Source organism: Desulforudis sp. DRI-14, assembly GCF_052618305.1.
This window is the reverse complement of record NZ_JBQXEZ010000012.1, coordinates 1-16,292: the sequence shown is the minus strand read 5'-3', so window position 1 is coordinate 16,292 and position 16,292 is coordinate 1. Positions and strand designations below refer to the sequence as shown.

The 16,292-nt window shown below is 57.3% G+C and carries 18 protein-coding genes and 1 tRNA gene; 17 read left to right on the top strand and 2 right to left on the bottom strand.

What is annotated here, in order from left to right; translation table 11 throughout:
- From ACUM6F_RS08130 to ACUM6F_RS08110, 5 genes are all read left to right on the top strand, one after another.
- Positions 1-657 carry a response regulator gene (locus ACUM6F_RS08130; protein WP_425621826.1) on the top strand — a complete coding sequence of 219 codons (657 nt, stop codon included), beginning with the start codon at positions 1-3 and terminating at the stop codon, positions 655-657.
- Between the two features lie 183 nt (positions 658-840).
- Complete coding sequence (locus tag ACUM6F_RS08125; protein ID WP_425621825.1) at positions 841-1,005, top strand: Flp family type IVb pilin; 165 nt, start codon at positions 841-843, stop codon at positions 1,003-1,005.
- Between the two features lie 189 nt (positions 1,006-1,194).
- Positions 1,195-1,362: a Flp family type IVb pilin gene (locus tag ACUM6F_RS08120; RefSeq protein WP_425621824.1), complete on the top strand. Its 168-nt coding sequence runs from the start codon at positions 1,195-1,197 to the stop codon at positions 1,360-1,362.
- A 147-nt stretch (positions 1,363-1,509) separates the two neighbouring features.
- Complete coding sequence (locus tag ACUM6F_RS08115) at positions 1,510-1,905, top strand: TadE/TadG family type IV pilus assembly protein (protein ID WP_425621823.1); 396 nt, start codon at positions 1,510-1,512, stop codon at positions 1,903-1,905.
- A 10-nt stretch (positions 1,906-1,915) separates the two neighbouring features.
- Positions 1,916-2,980, top strand: coding sequence for a pilus assembly protein TadG-related protein (locus ACUM6F_RS08110; RefSeq protein ID WP_425621822.1), 1,065 nt, complete (start codon positions 1,916-1,918; stop codon positions 2,978-2,980).
- An 18-nt stretch (positions 2,981-2,998) separates the two neighbouring features.
- Here the strand turns inward: ACUM6F_RS08110 and ACUM6F_RS08105 are convergent, their stop codons facing one another.
- Together ACUM6F_RS08105 and ACUM6F_RS08100 are read right to left on the bottom strand one after the other, a co-directional pair.
- Complete coding sequence (locus ACUM6F_RS08105) at positions 2,999-3,850, bottom strand: DegV family protein (protein WP_425621821.1); 852 nt, start codon at positions 3,848-3,850, stop codon at positions 2,999-3,001.
- An 11-nt stretch (positions 3,851-3,861) separates the two neighbouring features.
- Complete coding sequence (locus ACUM6F_RS08100; protein WP_425621820.1) at positions 3,862-5,463, bottom strand: DAK2 domain-containing protein; 1,602 nt, start codon at positions 5,461-5,463, stop codon at positions 3,862-3,864.
- A 148-nt stretch (positions 5,464-5,611) separates the two neighbouring features.
- Here ACUM6F_RS08100 and hflX point away from each other — a divergent pair, with 148 nt between their 5' ends.
- From hflX to ACUM6F_RS08040, 12 genes are all read left to right on the top strand, one after another.
- Positions 5,612-6,859 (top strand): GTPase HflX, encoded by a 1,248-nt coding sequence (gene hflX, locus ACUM6F_RS08095; protein WP_445348950.1) that lies wholly within the window; start codon positions 5,612-5,614, stop codon positions 6,857-6,859.
- Between the two features lie 168 nt (positions 6,860-7,027).
- Entirely contained in the window at positions 7,028-8,494 is a 1,467-nt protein-coding gene (locus ACUM6F_RS08090) for a hypothetical protein (protein ID WP_445348932.1), read from the top strand.
- Entirely contained in the window at positions 8,491-8,817 is a 327-nt protein-coding gene (locus ACUM6F_RS08085) for an EamA family transporter (protein ID WP_425621817.1), read from the top strand. Before ACUM6F_RS08090 ends, ACUM6F_RS08085 begins: the two co-directional genes overlap by 4 nt.
- Before the next feature lie 15 nt (positions 8,818-8,832).
- Complete coding sequence (locus ACUM6F_RS08080) at positions 8,833-9,600, top strand: dolichyl-phosphate beta-glucosyltransferase (protein ID WP_425622129.1); 768 nt, start codon at positions 8,833-8,835, stop codon at positions 9,598-9,600.
- A 77-nt stretch (positions 9,601-9,677) separates the two neighbouring features.
- A tRNA-Pro gene (locus ACUM6F_RS08075) sits at positions 9,678-9,755 on the top strand.
- 64 nt (positions 9,756-9,819) lie between these two features.
- Complete coding sequence (locus ACUM6F_RS08070) at positions 9,820-10,464, top strand: adenylate kinase (RefSeq protein WP_425621816.1); 645 nt, start codon at positions 9,820-9,822, stop codon at positions 10,462-10,464.
- Positions 10,465-10,570: 106 nt separating this feature from the next.
- Entirely contained in the window at positions 10,571-11,038 is a 468-nt protein-coding gene (locus ACUM6F_RS08065; RefSeq protein WP_445348931.1) for an HAD family hydrolase, read from the top strand.
- A gap of 95 nt (positions 11,039-11,133) precedes the next feature.
- Positions 11,134-11,328, top strand: a complete 195-nt coding sequence (locus ACUM6F_RS08060; RefSeq protein WP_425621814.1) for a hypothetical protein — start codon at positions 11,134-11,136, stop codon at positions 11,326-11,328.
- A gap of 49 nt (positions 11,329-11,377) precedes the next feature.
- Positions 11,378-14,116, top strand: a complete 2,739-nt coding sequence (locus tag ACUM6F_RS08055) for a UPF0182 family membrane protein (RefSeq protein WP_445348930.1) — start codon at positions 11,378-11,380, stop codon at positions 14,114-14,116.
- A gap of 68 nt (positions 14,117-14,184) precedes the next feature.
- The gene (locus ACUM6F_RS08050) at positions 14,185-15,294 is read left to right on the top strand and encodes a 6-phosphofructokinase (RefSeq protein ID WP_445348929.1); all 1,110 of its coding nucleotides are present in this window, start codon (positions 14,185-14,187) and stop codon (positions 15,292-15,294) included.
- Entirely contained in the window at positions 15,294-15,785 is a 492-nt protein-coding gene (locus tag ACUM6F_RS08045; RefSeq protein ID WP_445348928.1) for a HyaD/HybD family hydrogenase maturation endopeptidase, read from the top strand. Before ACUM6F_RS08050 ends, ACUM6F_RS08045 begins: the two co-directional genes overlap by 1 nt.
- Before the next feature lie 23 nt (positions 15,786-15,808).
- A complete protein-coding gene (locus ACUM6F_RS08040) occupies positions 15,809-16,114 on the top strand; it encodes a twin-arginine translocase TatA/TatE family subunit (protein WP_445348927.1) in 306 nt (101 codons plus the stop codon).
- Positions 16,115-16,292 lie beyond the last annotated feature (178 nt).

The window sequence follows — 16,292 nt, the reverse complement described above, 5'->3', positions numbered from 1 at the left end:
TTGCCGCGGGTCGTCAAGCTCATAATGGCCGATGACCATGCCCTGATCCGCGAGGGCTTGCGTAAGGTTCTGTCGACCGAGCCAAGGATCAGAGTGGTCGGTGAGGCCGCCGATGGGGATCAGGCGATCAGTCTTGTTAGGAACCAGGATGTCGACGTCGCTCTCCTGGATGTCAATATGCCTGGGAAAAACGGCATTGAGACGTGCCGCATTATCAAGGAGCTGAAACCCAACGTCGGAGTAATCGCCCTGACCATTCACGACCAGGAAGAGTATCTTTTTGAAATGATCAGGGCCGGGGTTTCCGGTTACGTTCTCAAGGACATCAGCCCGGACCTCCTGATCGAGACGATCCTCCGTGTCGCTGAAGGCGAGTCCTTTATCCCCCCTGCGTTGGTCAGCAAAGTCTTTCAGGAGTTCAACAGGCTCTACCAGCCAGTCCCCCGGTACGGTTATCCCGACAACCTGACCGAGAGAGAAGTGGAAGTCCTGCAACTGGTGGCCCAGGGCGAGTCCAACCGGGCCATCGCCAACCGCCTCTACATCAGTGAAAAAACGGTCAAGAATCACCTCACGAACATCTTTCAGAAAATCGGCGTCACCGACCGTACCCAGGCCGCGCTTTACGCCATCAAGAACAGGTTGGCCCAGGTATAGCAATACGCCATTCCTAACTAAAGCTCGCGTAAAGGACCTCAGCGTAGGTCCTTTTTTGTTGCTGGTAGGACCAACGTCCTTTTTAATTTTGAGCACATTGGAACTGTTTTCGGGCCAAGGGTCCGATTGTTTCTGCATATCGGCCGTAGGATGATAAAGAAAAAGACACGGGGGTGACCCGCCTTGTTTAAAACCATCGGTTGCCTGTGGAAAGAGGAAAGCGGGCAGGGAATGGTCGAGTACGGTCTAGTACTGGCTTTGATGTCGCTGATAGCTTTAGCTGGTTTAAAGATTATGGCCGTTTCCGTTAAAAATAATCTCTACGAAAAGGTTGCCAATAGTTTATAATCGGTTTCGTGTTGCGAGTTTACAATATAAGCCAAAACTCACGTTGTTTTAATTAGGTTGTTCAGGTGGGACTTTCGTCCTTAAGAGAACCGGACAGGCGGCGCCGCAAGGATGAGACTGACGGCCGATTGCGGACACGCGTTGAGCTTATAAGATAAAAGAAAATACTTTTAAGGAGGGACATCACGAATGGATAAACTTGTTCAAAGACTGATACGGGACGATTCCGGGCAGGGTATGGTTGAGTACGGCCTCATTTTAGCGCTGGTTGCAATTGTCGTAATTATTGCGCTAAGAGCCATCGGAAGCAGCGTTAATAACAAATTTGAACAAGTCAACAACGCGCTTAACAACTAACATTCAAAGTAGATCTGTACAAGAATGCAACCGTCAACCCTACTCGTTCAATCGGCGGGTAGGGTTGATTGCTAGGAAAGGGGAGCATTCCCCGTAACGGTATCGCGGTGGCGGGATCAAACAAGCTCTTCGGACGGGGTGGTTGCAATGCGGAGTCTGTGGCGCGGCGAGAAGGGACAGTCGCTGGTGGAATTCGCCTTAATCCTGCCTCTTTTGCTGCTGCTGCTTTTTGGCACCATTGAGTTTGGGCGCGTTTTCTCGGCATCGCTGGTAATAACCAACGCCGCCAGGGAAGGGGCAAGGCTGGGAGCTGTAGGAAAAACGGATGCGCAAATAACCCAGAGTGTAAAGGATATGTGTTCGCCTCCCCTGGATGGGGGCGCGCTTGATATCGAGGTCCGGCCTGCCGAAGGTGTACGAGCGCCCGGAGGGGAAGTCACCGTGACGGTTGGTTACGGCGTTTCGCTGGTTACGCCTGTCCTGTCCGGCATTGCTCCCAACCCGTTTCCGCTAAATGCTAAAGCGACGATGCGCGTTGAGTGAGGTAAACAGGATGGTAAAGAAGATAGCTTGTTTACTGCAGGAAAAGAAGGGCTCCGCTCTGGTCCTGGTCTGCGGGGCCCTGGTCGCCCTAATCGGTTTTGTGGTATTGACCGTCGACGTGGGGCAGATGGCGTTGTGGAAAGCCAGGGCGGCTCAGGCGGCGGACGCCGCGGCGATCGCCGGCGCCTGGGAACTGCCCTCGACGAGCGCCGCCGATGCCCGCGCCCGGTATTTTGCCGGACAAAACGGGATTAACGACCTGCAAATTAACTACGAGAAAAACAACCGGAGGATCATCGTCAAAGCGTCTAGGGACGTTGACTTCCTGTTTGCTCCCGTGCTGGGCTACAACAACGTGGTTATAAGCGCCACCGCTATAGCGGAAAAGGGCGGTCTGCATCCCGTCTTTGACTGGGCCATGTTTTCGGGCAGCGAAATCGACCTGCTGCGCGTCAACGGGTCACCGTACATTGACGGCAGCGTGCATACCAACGACGGGTTCAGAGGAAATGGGAGCGGAGTGATAACGGGACTGTTAAGTGCTGTTGATGAAATTCGGCTTACCGGCAGCAGTTGGCAGAATGGCAGTGGAGATCCGGTGCTGACACGGGAAGGATCGGATATCATCCCCATGCCTGATTACAAGGACGAATTAATGGCCAAGGCTCAATCCGCCCCAGGCCATATATATAACGGTAATACAACCTTAAACGGGCGCTATCTGACGGATGAAACGATTTTTGTGAATGGAGACTTAATCATTAACGGCAGCTTCAGGGGCAAGGGATGCATAATCGCCACCGGAGACATCACCTTCAACGGCGCCCACGAGATAACAGGAGCGGATTCAATCTTCATCTACAGTGTCAACGGGGATATCCGACAAAACGGTTCGTCGCGAATGGACGGCATTATTTACGCGCCCAATGGTTCAATCACCCTTAACGGCAGCGCGGTGGTGAACGGCCGGATTATTAGTTACGAAATCCTTTGCAACGGCGCCTTTACCATTAACGGCAGACAGACGAATACCGAGGCGGTACCCTGCGACGAAACGGTACGCCTGGTCGGCTAGCCGCCGCGGCTATCTCGTTCAGGTTAAGGCACTGCGGGGGTGGAAGACCAGTCCGACCACACCGGGGCCGGTGTGGGTGCCGATTACCGAACCGACACGGCAGGCCAGGTAAGGCTCGTACCCCAGTTGGGCGACCAGCTTCTCTTCGAGTTCCCGGGCGATCTCCGGAACGTTGCCGTGCAGTATGGTGTAGTTGAGAGGACCGTACTTGTTGGAAGCGGAGACGGCGGTGCGCACGACGGTGTCCAGGGCCTTGGCCCGGCCGCGGACCTTTTCAAAAGGCTGGACGATGCCGTCTTTGAGCTGGAGCACCGGCTTGACGTTTAACAGCGTTCCCAACAGGGCCTGGGCTTTGCCGATGCGCCCCCCGCGCTGCAGGTACTCCAGGGTGTCGACCATGAAATACACCTCGGTGGTCTCCATTAACCGGTGAACGAGATCGGAGACGGCGCCGTGATCCAGGCCCTCTTCAACCGCCCGCGCCGCTTCCAGGACGATCATGCCCAGGGCGATGCTGGTCAGCCGGCTGTCGATCGTTTCGATTTCCCGGTCGGGCAGCATGGAACGGGCCAGTTGGGCCGACTGCATCGTTCCGCTCAAAGCGGCCGAGATGTGCACGGAGATCACGCTGTCCCCGTTCTCCGTTAGACGGGAGTAAACCTCGAGGAATTCGCCAGGCGAGGGCTGCGAGGTAGTAGACTTTTCCTTAACCAGACGCTCGTAAAAGGCGTCGATTGAGATGTCAACGCCGTCGCGGAACACCTCCTGGCCGAAGAGGACCTTTAAGGGGACAACGGTGATGTTGTGACTGGCAACCAGTGCCGGCGGAATGTCGGCGGTGCTGTCGGTGACGATACGTACTCCTGGCATGCTCTTCCCACCTATTCCAGAGAAATGATGAAGTGGTACAGGGGCTGTCCACCGTAGTACAGTTCGAATTCGACTTCGGGCATTTCGTCCTGCAGCGCCTGGAGGATGTTCTGCGCCTCGGCCTCCGTAACCTCGGCGCCGTGGTAGAGGGTCACCAGGTCGGCACCGGTCGCCAGGGCGTTGACTACCTGACGTACGGCGTCCAGGAGGGTGGAGCCCTTGACGAGGTTGCCCTCGGCGATGCCAAGGTATTCTCCGGCGGCGATTTGCAGGCCGTTGAGGGCGGCGTCACGCACGGCGCGGGTGACCTCGCCCGTCTTGACGGCGGCCGCCGCTTCCTGCATGCGCTCGACGTTGGCCGCCAGGGATTCTTCGGGGTTATAAGCCAGCAGGGCGGCCAACCCCTGGGGGATGGTGGTTGTCGGAATAACCTCAATGTTTTTCTTGGCGATCTGCTTGGTCTGCAGGGCGGCGAGGATCACGTTCTTGTTGTTGGGGAGCACGATAACGTTGTCTGAAGGCACGTTTTCGGCGGCCCGGACGATCTCTTCCGTGCTCGGGTTCATCGTCTGTCCGCCGCTGACGACGGCGTCGGTGCCCATGCTGTCCATAATGCTGATGATTCCTTCGCCGAGCGCCACGGCCACGATGCCGATCGGTTTCTTGTCCTGTTGGAGCCTGGCGTGCTGTTCGCGCATGTTGTGGACCTGGATGTTGATCAGCGCGCCATGGCGGAGACCGGTCTCCAGGACGGTACCGGGATGATTGGTATGGATGTGGACCTTTAAGGTATCAGGTGTGCCGACGACCATCAGACAATCACCGAGACCCGTCAATTCCGAACGTAACGTATCGGGTACGAGGTCGGACCCCTTAACGATGAACTCGGTACAGTAGGCGAACTCGATATCGCCGTGATACTCCGCGGCGGGGACTGATTTAGGCTGTTCGACGCCGAAGTCGGGAGCCGCGTTCAGCAGTTCCCCGCTGGACATGCGGTTGCGGAAAGTCTGTAAAATGCCTTCAAAAATGACGACAAAACCTTTCCCGCCGGCATCGACGACACCCGCTTCTTTCAGAACGGGCAGGAGGTCGGGGGTTTCATTGAGGGCTAGCATTGCGTGCCGATAGGTATACAGGCTTAACCGGCGAAGGTCGCAACTCCGTTTGGCGGCGTAAACGGCTGCTTCAGCAGCGCGGCGGGCGACGGTCAGGATGGTTCCTTCGACGGGCTGTCCCACCGAGCGGTAGGCTGTTTCAGCGGCCTGCTGCAAGGCTCGTGCGATATCCGCGGTGGTTGCCGCAGCGTTTCCGGCCAGGCTCTCGGCGAAACCGTGCAGCAACTGGGACAAAATAACGCCCGAGTTGCCCCTTGCGCCTGAGAGGGCCCCTCTGGCGGCGGCCTCGGCAACGGCCGCGATGGAAGGCTCTTTGACAGTGCCTATTTCCTGGAGAGCGGCGATAAAGGTCAGGTACATGTTGGTTCCCGTGTCGCCGTCGGGAACGGGAAAAACGTTCAGCGCGTCGATTTCCTGGCGCAAGCGCGCCAACCTGGTGGCGCCCGCCGCCAAGACCTCTTGCAGTTGTGCTCCGTTAATGGTATTGACCGCCACAGGACAGCTTCTCCTTTCCTGCATGAGGTTTCGACCAGGCTGCCAGCATTTCCTCTTTGAGGCGGATAACTGTTAGAGTCACCGCTAATTTTAACTGGTGCTATAATATGCTTGACTTACTTAAATTGAGTTCTGGTGGTGAGGGCACCTGGCACAAAACAATACGGAAGAGCGGGCACTTCTGGTCAAGGTCCTCTTGAGCAGGAGCGCGAACCCCGACGACAGCCTGGACGAACTCGCCTCACTGGTGTCGGCGGCAGGGGCCGGCATTGCAAATCGCATTTTGCAAAGACGGGATAAGCCGGACCCTGCCTTTTACGTCGGCAAGGGGAAGGCCGAAGAGATCCGCCGGGAGTGTGAAGAGAAAGAGTGCGACCTTGTCGTCTTTGACAACGAGCTTACTCCGGCACAAGGAAGAAACCTGAAGGACGTCATCGGGGTGCGCGTGATCGACCGTACCCAGGTCATTCTCGATATCTTCGCCAGGCGCGCCAGAACAAAGGAAGGTAAGCTGCAGGTCGAGCTGGCCCAGTTGAACTACCTGTTGCCGCGCCTGACGGGTAAGGGAACCGAGCTGTCGCGGCTGGGGGGCGGCATCGGCACGCGAGGCCCCGGGGAAACCAAGCTGGAAACCGACAGGCGCCGCATCCGCAAACGCATCCAGGACCTTACGGAGGCGTTGGCGAGGGTACGCAAGCAGCGCGCGCTTCTGCGCCAGGCCAGGAAAGACGTCCCGCTGCCGTTGGTTGCCCTCGTCGGCTACACCAACGCGGGAAAGTCGACGCTGATGAACGCGCTCACGGGGTCGGAGGTGTTTGTCCAGGATATGCTTTTCGCGACGCTCGATCCTACGACCCGCCGGCTGAGGCTCTCCAACAACGAGGTCGTGCTGCTTACCGATACCGTCGGCTTCGTCAGCAGCCTCCCGCACCACCTGGTCGCTGCCTTCCGGGCGACCCTGGAGGAGGTGACCGAGGCCGACCTGCTGCTGCACGTCGCCGATGTATCCCACCCCGATGTTGAAAAGCAAATCGCGGCCGTCGACGAGGTCCTGGCGTCTCTGGGAGTGCTCGACAAACCAACAATCCTGGTCCTGAATAAAATCGATCGTATTCCCGATGCCGAGTTAATAGTGGCGGATCGTCCCACGGTTAAGGTTTCAGCCAGGGAAGGAACAAACCTGGACGTTTTGAAGGAAGAGATTGTCAAGGGACTGGCCTTGCGCCGGGTGGTGCGGACCTATACCGTCCCGTACGAAGACGGGCAGACGCTCTCGCTGCTGCACGAAAAGGGCGATGTCTTAGAGAAAGAGTACCTCGAGGAAGGCGTCAAGGTGATTGTCAGCATTCCGTGGTCGCTCTCGCAACGCCTTCCTCACTTATCCATCCGACGGTAGATACCAAAAGCACGGAAACTCTACCAAAAGTCCTTTCTGGGATGACTGGCGTCCTCATTCCATAGGCATAAAGTCTTATCTTGGCGTCTCCGGGACAGGATTGCACGCCGTCTCCCCGAAGATAACACCTGCCGAACATCCGTGAAAGGGCAGGTTAACCAGCCGGAAATGCCAAGATTGTTTTGGTTCATCATTTGCATAGTTACCGCGGTCGTACTGCTTTCAATCGGCCAGGGGCAGGTCGAAAGCGATACGCTGTGGCACATTAAGGCCGGCGAGTACATGTTGGAGCACGGCATTCTTAAGACCGACCCGTTTTCGTGGACGATGCGGGGGGAGCCGTGGTTCGCCCACGAGTGGCTGTGGGAGGTCCTGGCGGCGTCGGTGTATCGGCTGGGCGGGTCAACCGGCGTCTGGCTATTTAATGCGCTGTGGGTGGGCCTGTTCGGCCTAAGTGTCTTTTTGCTCCTGCGTTCGCGCTGCTCCCTGCCGCGGGCGGCGCTGCTGTATGCGGCCGTTTTGTGTTCGAGCTCCGTGGCCTGGCACGCCCGCCCTCACGTAATGGCCCAGGGGCTGTTCGCCTTGTGGATGCTCGTCGTCCTGGCAGCCTGGCGGCACCCGAGGCTTTTGTACCTTTTGCCCGTTATCGAGGTGGTCTGGGCCAATGTTCACGGATCGGCGCCGCTCGGGCCCGTGATCCTGGCGGGCGCCTGGCTGCTGTCGGGCTTTGAGTGGCGCTGGGGCGTTCTGGAGTCCCTGAAGCCGGACCACGCAGTCCGGAGGACGCTCGGTATCACCGCCGTGTTAAGTTTTGCGGCCAGCCTCGTCAATCCTCACGGGGTTTTACTGTGGTGGTATGTCGTCGCCGCTTCGCAGCACCCCCTGATTAAGGAGTTCATCGCTGAATGGCAGTCTCCGAATTTTCACCACATAGACTTCTGGCCGATCATCCTCTTCGTTCTTGCGCTGTTTGGATTCTTGCTCAGGGGCAGGAAAGACCGCCGGCTGCCCGTTTTTGAAACCCTTTTGACCGGCGGGTTCTTCGTGCTCTGCATGCAGCAAATGCGCCACGTGCCTTATTTCTATTTCACGGCCGCCCTGGTGCTGGCCTCCCTCTGGGGCAAGGAACGGCCGGGGGACGAGGCTTTTCCCGACAGGAAGACCGGGGTCGCCGCGTTTCTCTGCGGGTTGCTCGTTCTTGCGGCAGGATACCGGTTCTTTCCGCCCACCTGGATGGCCGACAGGTCCGGCCGGAGCGATTTTCCCATCGCCGCCGTTGACTATCTCCAAGACAAGGGACTCGGTCATTCCCGCCTTTTCAACGACTACTACTGGGGAGGCTACCTCATCTGGAGGAATATGTCCCCGTTCATCGACGGCAGGGCCGACATGTACGCCTTTAACGGGGATGTTTTTAAGGAGTATTTCGGCTTTACGCTTTCCAATCCTCAGAAGCGCAACAGCCTGGGCTTGAAACAAAACCCCGGTTTTTATCTGGACAAGTACGCCGTCGATGCCGTATTGACCCATAACGGTTCATCGCTTGACTGGTACATGGAAGACCGGGGCGGTTGGCGTGAGGTTTATCGGGACGACAAAGCGGTGATTTACGTTAGAAAAGAGGCGAGAAGATGAGCTATGTCCTTGCTGTTTGCGCGGTTCTCCTGGGGACGTCGGGTCAGGTGCTGTGGAAGCTGGGAGTCGGTTCCAAGGCTTACGGCCTCAGCGCGCTGCTTTCGCCGGCGGTGCTGGGCGGGTTTGTTTTGTACGGCCTGTCGGCCCTGGTATGGCTGAAAGTGTTGTCGAAGATGCCTTTGTCTGTCGCGTATCCCCTGTTGGCGCTCAATTTTATTCTCGTTCCTCTCGCCTCGTCGCGATTCCTCGGCGAACCGTTTACGGCGGCCAAACTGCTGGGCGCGATACTGATTGTGACCGGGATCGGCGTTGCAGCCAGGTGATTAACATTGGAAAGGATGAGGGTCTTGGAACTGAGCATCGTCGTTCCGGCCTACAACGAAGAGAAGCGCCTGCCCGGGTGTCTTGATGCGTTAAAGGAGTTTTCTCGTTCGTGGCCTGCAGGCGTTGAAGTGCTTGTCGTTGATGACGGGTCGAAGGACGGGACGCGGCAAATCGCTCAAGCGGCGTCTCTTAGCTTTCATGAAGCGGGAGTGCGTTATCGAGTACTGCAGCACCAAAACAACCAGGGAAAAGGGGCGGCGGTACGAACGGGGATCCTTGCTTCAACCGGAAGCGTGGTTATCTTTACCGACGTGGATTTGGCCGCTCCTGTTTCCGAATTCGGCAAGCTCGTCCAGGCCATAGGCAAAGGCGCCGACGTGGCTGTCGGTTCGCGAGAAGGCGTGCGGCGAACGCCGATACGCAAGGTAACCGCCGTTATCTTTCAAAGGTACGTTAAGACAATGCTTAAGCTGCCTTGCGTAGACACGCAGTGCGGGCTTAAAGCTTTTTCGGGCCATGCAGCCAGGGCACTGTTCGGCTGCTTGACATGCAAGGGGTACGCCTTTGACGTCGAGGTTCTTGCCCTGGCAGTCAAGCTTGGTTATCACATCGAGCCCGTCCCTGTCGAGTGGAGGGAGATGCCTGGCTCCAAGGTTAATGTTTTCGGCCAGGGCATTAAAATGGCTAAAGAAGTGGCTCAAATCCGCAAAAGAGTCTGTTACGCTTCTATTACCATGTCTGAGGGTATCCAGGTAATCGGGTCTGTGAGGGTTGTAAAATAGTGTCTGATGACGACGTATAGCTCCTCGAGTGCTTGACTTAAGCTCATATTTTCGCTAATATAGGAAGAGTGAAACGCCGGGATGTAGCTCAGCTTGGCTAGAGCGCACGGTTCGGGACCGTGAGGTCGCAGGTTCAAATCCTGTCATCCCGACCATTTTTTCAAGAACTTAAGTGCCTTAGTTCACAATAAAAATAATTTCCAAGAGGGGGAGAGATTAGTGAAGCTGCTGATCATGGGACCGCCCGGCGGCGGCAAGGGGACCCAGGCCGAGTTTATCGTGAAGAACCTGAACATCACCCACATCTCCACCGGCGACATGTTCCGCGAGGCGGTAAAGGCCGGTACCGAGATGGGTAAAAAGGCGAAGGAATATATGGATGCCGGTAAGCTTGTTCCGGATGAGGTTGTGGTCGGCATGGTAAAGGACAGGCTGTCCCAGCCCGACTGCGCCAACGGTTTCCTGCTTGACGGCTTCCCGCGGACGGTCGCGCAGGCCGAAGCGCTGGACAAGACCCTTGATTCCATGGGCATTAAGCTGGATGCCGTGTTGAACATCGCCGTTCCGAGAGAGAAGCTGGTTGCGCGCCTGACCGGCCGGCGTGTCTGCCGCAGTTGCGGTCAGAGCTACCACGTCCTTTTCAACCCCCCGCAGGTAGAGGGCAAGTGTGACAAGTGCGGCGGCGAGCTCTACCAGCGCAGCGACGACACCGAGGCGACGGTGAACAACCGCCTGGACGTCTACGAAGCGCAGACCCAGCCCCTTATCGATTATTACCAGGCGAAGGGCCTCCTCCGCGAAGTCAACGGCGACCAGCCGATTGCCAAGGTGACCGAGGATGTCCTTGCCGTTTTAAAGAAGTAGTTATTCAGGGATAAAAGCCCGGGTGCGAACCCGGGCTTTTTGCGCATATATTCCGCTCTGCGCTGGCCGACGCTGCAACAGTATTAAATGAGAGGTGTTCGACTCCTTGCGTATCAGTATCCCCGACAGGGGTGAACTCGAACTTAAGGCCGCTGTCTTCGACTATAACGGGACGCTGGCCGACGGCGGTCGGCTGGTCGAAGGCGTCCAAGACAGGCTCATAATGCTGAGCAGGACCTTGGATATCTATGTGATCACGGCCGACACGTTCGGTGCCGTACGACAGACGCTGGCCGGCCTGCCGGTGCAGGTGGTCGTGCTGGACGTCGAGCCCGGCGGTCCTGCTAAAGAAAAGTTTGTGCACAGCCTGGGAGCGTCCGTGGTGGCCGCTTTCGGCAACGGCGCCAACGATGCGCTGATGCTCAAGGCGGCGGGGCTCGGCGTCGTCGTGCTCGGAGACGAGGGAGCCGCGGCGGAGACCCTGCTGAATGCCGACATCGCGGTAAGCACGATCACCCGGGGCATCGACCTGCTGCTTGACCCGCGACGCCTCGTCGCCACTTTAAGGCGGTAATGCTTGAGCTGGATTTGCTTTTTACCCCAAAAACTGATACTAATTAACTAACCAGGGTTGTATCTTTCCCGGTCAGCGTTAGGAGGTGCATCGTATTGAATCATAAGGTGGTGGAACGCAGGTGCATGCTTTGCGGCAGGACGTTTGTGATTGAAAGTCTGGAAGATGTGGGGGAGGATGACGATCTTTTTCCTCAAGAAAAAAAGAAATCCACTTCGGTCTGCGAGCTCTGCCAGGCTAAACTCCAGAAGGAGGCCAAGGGGGCTCAGAAGATTCCCAAGCCGATATAGCGGGCAGGGGGCTTGAGATTGGCTGCTTGACAATTAAGGAGGGTATCATTTGCTAAGAAAGCATTTCTGGCTGGTCGCTTTGCTCGCGGCCTTTTTCTTATTCTCCCTCGCAAGCGGGGGAGCCAGGCTGATAACCGATTGGTTCTGGTTTGACGCCCTCGGCTACGCGCGCGTTTTCCTGACCATTATCGCGTCCGACATCGCCATCCGGGTTATCGTGGGCGCCGGCTTTTTCATCTTCCTTTTTCTCAACCTTTTGTTCACCAGGAGGGTTATCCTCGAACGCGAACCGGTTTTCGTCGAGGACAATGTCATTTCCATCAATGTTAACCAGTGGAGGAACCTGATTAACGCGCGTACGCTCGGCTGGTTCTTCCTGATGGTTTCTGTAGCCATGGCCTATCTTTTCGGGTTGGCGGTAGCGGGTGACTGGGTGATCTGGCAGCAGTTTGTCCACGCTACTCCTTACGGCGCCTCCGACCCCGTTTTCGGGAAGGACATCGGGTTCTACCTCTTCCAACTGCCGTTCTATGTTTTCCTTTATAACGTCCTTTTCTGGGGAACTGTGTTGACCACCCTGTTGGCGGGCCTGGTCTATGCCATTGCCAGTCCCTTCCGCGGTATTGTAAGCGTGCTGACCCATCCCCGCGCCAGGCTACACATTTCGGGCCTTCTCGCCCTGATCCTCATCGTGAAGGCTTTCGGCTACAAGCTCCAGCAGTACACGCTCCTGTACTCGCCTACAGGGGTGGTTTACGGCCCGGGGTACACCGATATCCACGCCCATTTGCTCGCCTACAAGGTCCTTCTCGTGCTTGCAGTCCTCACGGCGCTGGTGCTCCTCGTGAACATCCGGCTGCAGCGTGTTTCGCTGGTTATCTACAGCGTCGTGGGGCTGATCGGGGCTTCCTTCGTGCTCAACGTGATTTACCCGGCGGCGGTGCAGAAGTTTGTCGTCGAACCCAACGAGTTCAATCGTGAAAAGCCTTATATCGAAAGGAACATCGCCTTGACCAGGGAGGCTTACGGGCTTGACAACATCGAGACGAAGGACTTTCCCGCCGGCAAGGTTTTGACGGGTGAAGACATCGAGGAAGCGGGCGATACGATCCGCAACGTCCGCCTGTGGGACTGGGAGCCCTTGAAGTCTACCTACAGCCAGCTCCAGGAAATCCGCCTTTATTACGAATTCAAAGACATTGACGTAGACCGTTACTTTATCGATGGGCAATACCGCCAGGTCATGCTCGCGGCCCGGGAACTGAACCAGGACCAACTGAGCGGGCAGGCGCAGACGTGGATCAACAAGCGCCTCAAGTACACCCACGGATACGGTGTCGCTGTGAGTCCCGTCAACGAGGTGGTTGCGGATGGGCTGCCGAATTTCTTTGTCAAGGACATCCCCCCCGTTACCGCGACCCCCGACTTGCAGATCGCCAGACCGGAGATTTACTTCGGCGAGGATACAGAAGAATACGTGATCGTTAATACGAAGACCGACGAGTTCGACTACCCCAAGGGTGACGAGAATGTTTACTGCCAGTACCAGGGCGATGGCGGCGTCAAAGTCGGCTCCATTTTTAAGCGGGCGCTGTTTGCGCTGGCTCTTGGCGACTACAAGCTGTTGCTTGCCTCTGACGTGACGGGAGACAGCCGGATAATGTACTACCGCACTATTCAGGAGCGCGTCCCCAAGATCGCCCCGTTCCTGGAGTATGACTCCGACCCCTACCTCGTTATCGACGAGGGCAAACTGTTCTGGATGTGGGATGCCTACACAACCTCGGACATGTTCCCCTATTCCCAGCCTTTTAACGGGCGGGTGAACTACATCCGCAACTCCGTGAAGATTGTGGTCGACGCTTACAACGGAGACGTGGCTTTCTACATCGCCGACGGCAACGACCCGGTGATCAAGACCTGGGCCAAGATTTTCCCGGGTACCTTCAAGCCCCTGGATGAAATGCCGGCCGGGCTTAAGGCCCATATCCGTTATCCCGAGGACATGTTCACGATTCAAACGGACATGTACGCCGTCTATCACATGCAGGACCCGCAGGTCTTTTACAACAAGGAAGACAAGTGGAACCCGGCTACCGAGTTCGTTGAAGGCAAAGAGCAGCGGATGGCGCCGTACTACACGATCATCAGCCTGCCCGGTGCAAAGAAGCCCGAGTTTATTATGATCAACGCCTTTACGCCGCAGAATAAAAAGAATCTGATCGCCTGGATGGCGGCGCGGGCCGACGGAGACAATTACGGCAAGATCCTGGTCTACGAGATGCCGAAGCAGAGCCTGGTTTACGGCCCGATGCAGGTTGAGGCGCGCATCAACCAGGATACCTTGATCTCCCAGCAGTTGACGCTTTGGGACCAGAAAGGCTCGCAGGTCATCCGCGGCAACCTGCTGATCATTCCGATCAAGGACGGCATCCTATACGTCCAACCGATTTACCTGCAGGCGCAGCAGAGCAAAATGCCCGAACTCCAGCGGGTGATCGTGGCCCACAACAACCGCGTGGTGATGGAGCCTACGCTCAAGCAGGCGCTGAACGCCGTATTCGGCGAGGTTACCATGCCTGCCGGCACGGTGACGCCCGCAACCGGGCAGAAACCACCGGCCGTTTCGGGCAATGAAAGCATCCCGGCGCTCATTGAGCACGCCAACCGCCTGTACGACGAAGCCCAGGAAATGCTCAAGGCGGCCGACTGGGCCGGATACGGGGCCAAAATGCAGGAACTTAAGAATGTCCTAAGCGAACTGGCTCAGCGCGAAGGCGGAGCTTAGGATGCCGTTTTAAACGGCCACCGGTATTTACGCCAAGCGAGGAACGGTTTCGTACGAGGTGATTTGAGATGGAACAAGCGTCTAATTCCGGCATTAAGAGAATAGGGGTGTTAACCGGGGGCGGGGACGCTCCCGGTTTAAACGCCGTTATCCGCGGCGTGGTTAAGACGGCGGTTTATTATTACGGGCTCGAAGTGATCGGATTTGAAGACGGTTTCGGCGGCCTGATCGAGGACCGGGCCCGGCCCCTGACGCCCCGGGACGTTATGGGTATCCTGCCCCGCGGGGGTACAATTTTGGGAACGACCAACCGTGACAACCCGTTCCATTACCCGGTGGTGGAAAACGGAGAAAGGGTCTTCAAGGACGTTTCCGACCGCGTGGCCGTCAACCTGGCCAACCGTGCCGTGGACGCCCTGATCGTCATCGGCGGGGACGGCAGTCTGACGATTGCGAAGGAACTGGGAGACCGGCTCAACATCAAGGTCGTCGGCGTGCCCAAAACCATTGACAACGACCTGTCCGCCACCGATCAGACCTTTGGTTTCGATACCGCCTTGAACACGGCGATGGAAGCGCTGGACAGGCTCCACACCACCGCCGAGTCGCACCACCGCATCATGATTCTCGAAGTGATGGGGAGGTACGCCGGGTGGATCGCTCTGGCCGCCGGACTCGCCGGCGGGGCGGACTGCATTCTGATCCCGGAAATCCCCTTCGACATCCATAAGGTGATCGCCAAGATCCGCGCCCGCCGCGGGGTCGGGAAGCGCTTCAGTATCATCGTGGTTGCCGAGGGCGCGAAACCGGTGGGCGGCGAGATGGTTGTGAAGAAAAGGGTCGAGGACAGCTTTGAACAGATCCGCCTGGGCGGCATCGGCGAGCGGGTAGGCGTGCAGATCGAGGATATCACCGGCATCGAGACGCGCGTAACCGTCCTCGGGCACCTGCAGCGGGGCGGCTCGCCCACGGCCTTTGACCGCCTTCTGGCCAGCAGGCTTGGCGCCGCAGCGGTAAACCTGGCGGTGCAAGGACGTTTCGGCGAGATGGCTTGCCTGCGCTCGATGCGTATATCCTCCGTCCAGTTGGCGGAAGCCGTCGGCGAGATGCGCAGGGTTCCCCTGGATTCCGACCTCATTCTGACCGCCCGGCAGTTGGGAATCTGCCTGGGCGACTGATGGAGAAACAAGAGCAAGAAATGGCTGACAAGTATGAACTGTTGATTCTCGGCATAGGCAATATCCTTCTCGGTGACGAAGGCTTCGGCGTGCATGTCGTAAGGGAGCTCGAAAAGTACGACCTGCCTTCCGGCGTAACCGTAATGGACGGCGGCACCGGCGGGGAAGACCTGGTTTTCTGGATTGAGGACGCCGAGCGTTTGATCGTCGTTGACGCTATCGATGCCGGCGCCGAACCTGGTACCCTGTTCAGATTCAGGGATGGTGACCTCGATCTGGCTTCCGTCGAGCGCCCGCTGTCGCTTCACGACAGCAGTTTTGTCAATGTCTTGCAACTGGCCAGGCTAAGGGGTTGCCTGCCCGAAACAACCGTCTTTGCGGTACAAGTCGAGAGTATTGATTGGGGACTGGCCCTGACCCCCCGGGTCCAGGAGGCTGTGCCCCGGGTTATTAAGGCTATAGAACTTGAGCTTTCCGCAATAATGAGTTAAACTTTACAAGGAGGCATGTATCCATGCCCCACCTTGGCATTCCCGAACTCATCCTTATTCTGGCAGCAATACTGATTTTCCTGGGGCCAAGCCGGCTGCCCCAGCTTGGAAAAGCCCTCGGCAGGACTGTCAGCGCGTATAGGAATGAGACACGGGACGACTCTGTTCCCGCAGAGAGGGTAGACAAGACCGCGGCCGCGGCCGGGGGGACGGCAAGGTCGGGTGCGAGCGGCAAAGGATGGATGCACGACCTGTTGCGGAAAATGCTGCCGGCGCTGCCCGGTTACCTTTTCAGGATGTTTGTCCGCCGGGGCGGCAGGTTTTTTTAAAAAAATAAATAATTAGTCAACTAGGGAAGGGAGGCGGAATTTAAAACTTAACAGGCTGAGTGGGACCAGTCTTAGGGAGAGAAGAGGGTTCTGCTTCGGAACAAGATGGGAGGAAAATCAGGCATGAGAAAACTTTCACGGCGAGAGTTTATCCAAGCGTGTGCCGCTTCGACCGCGG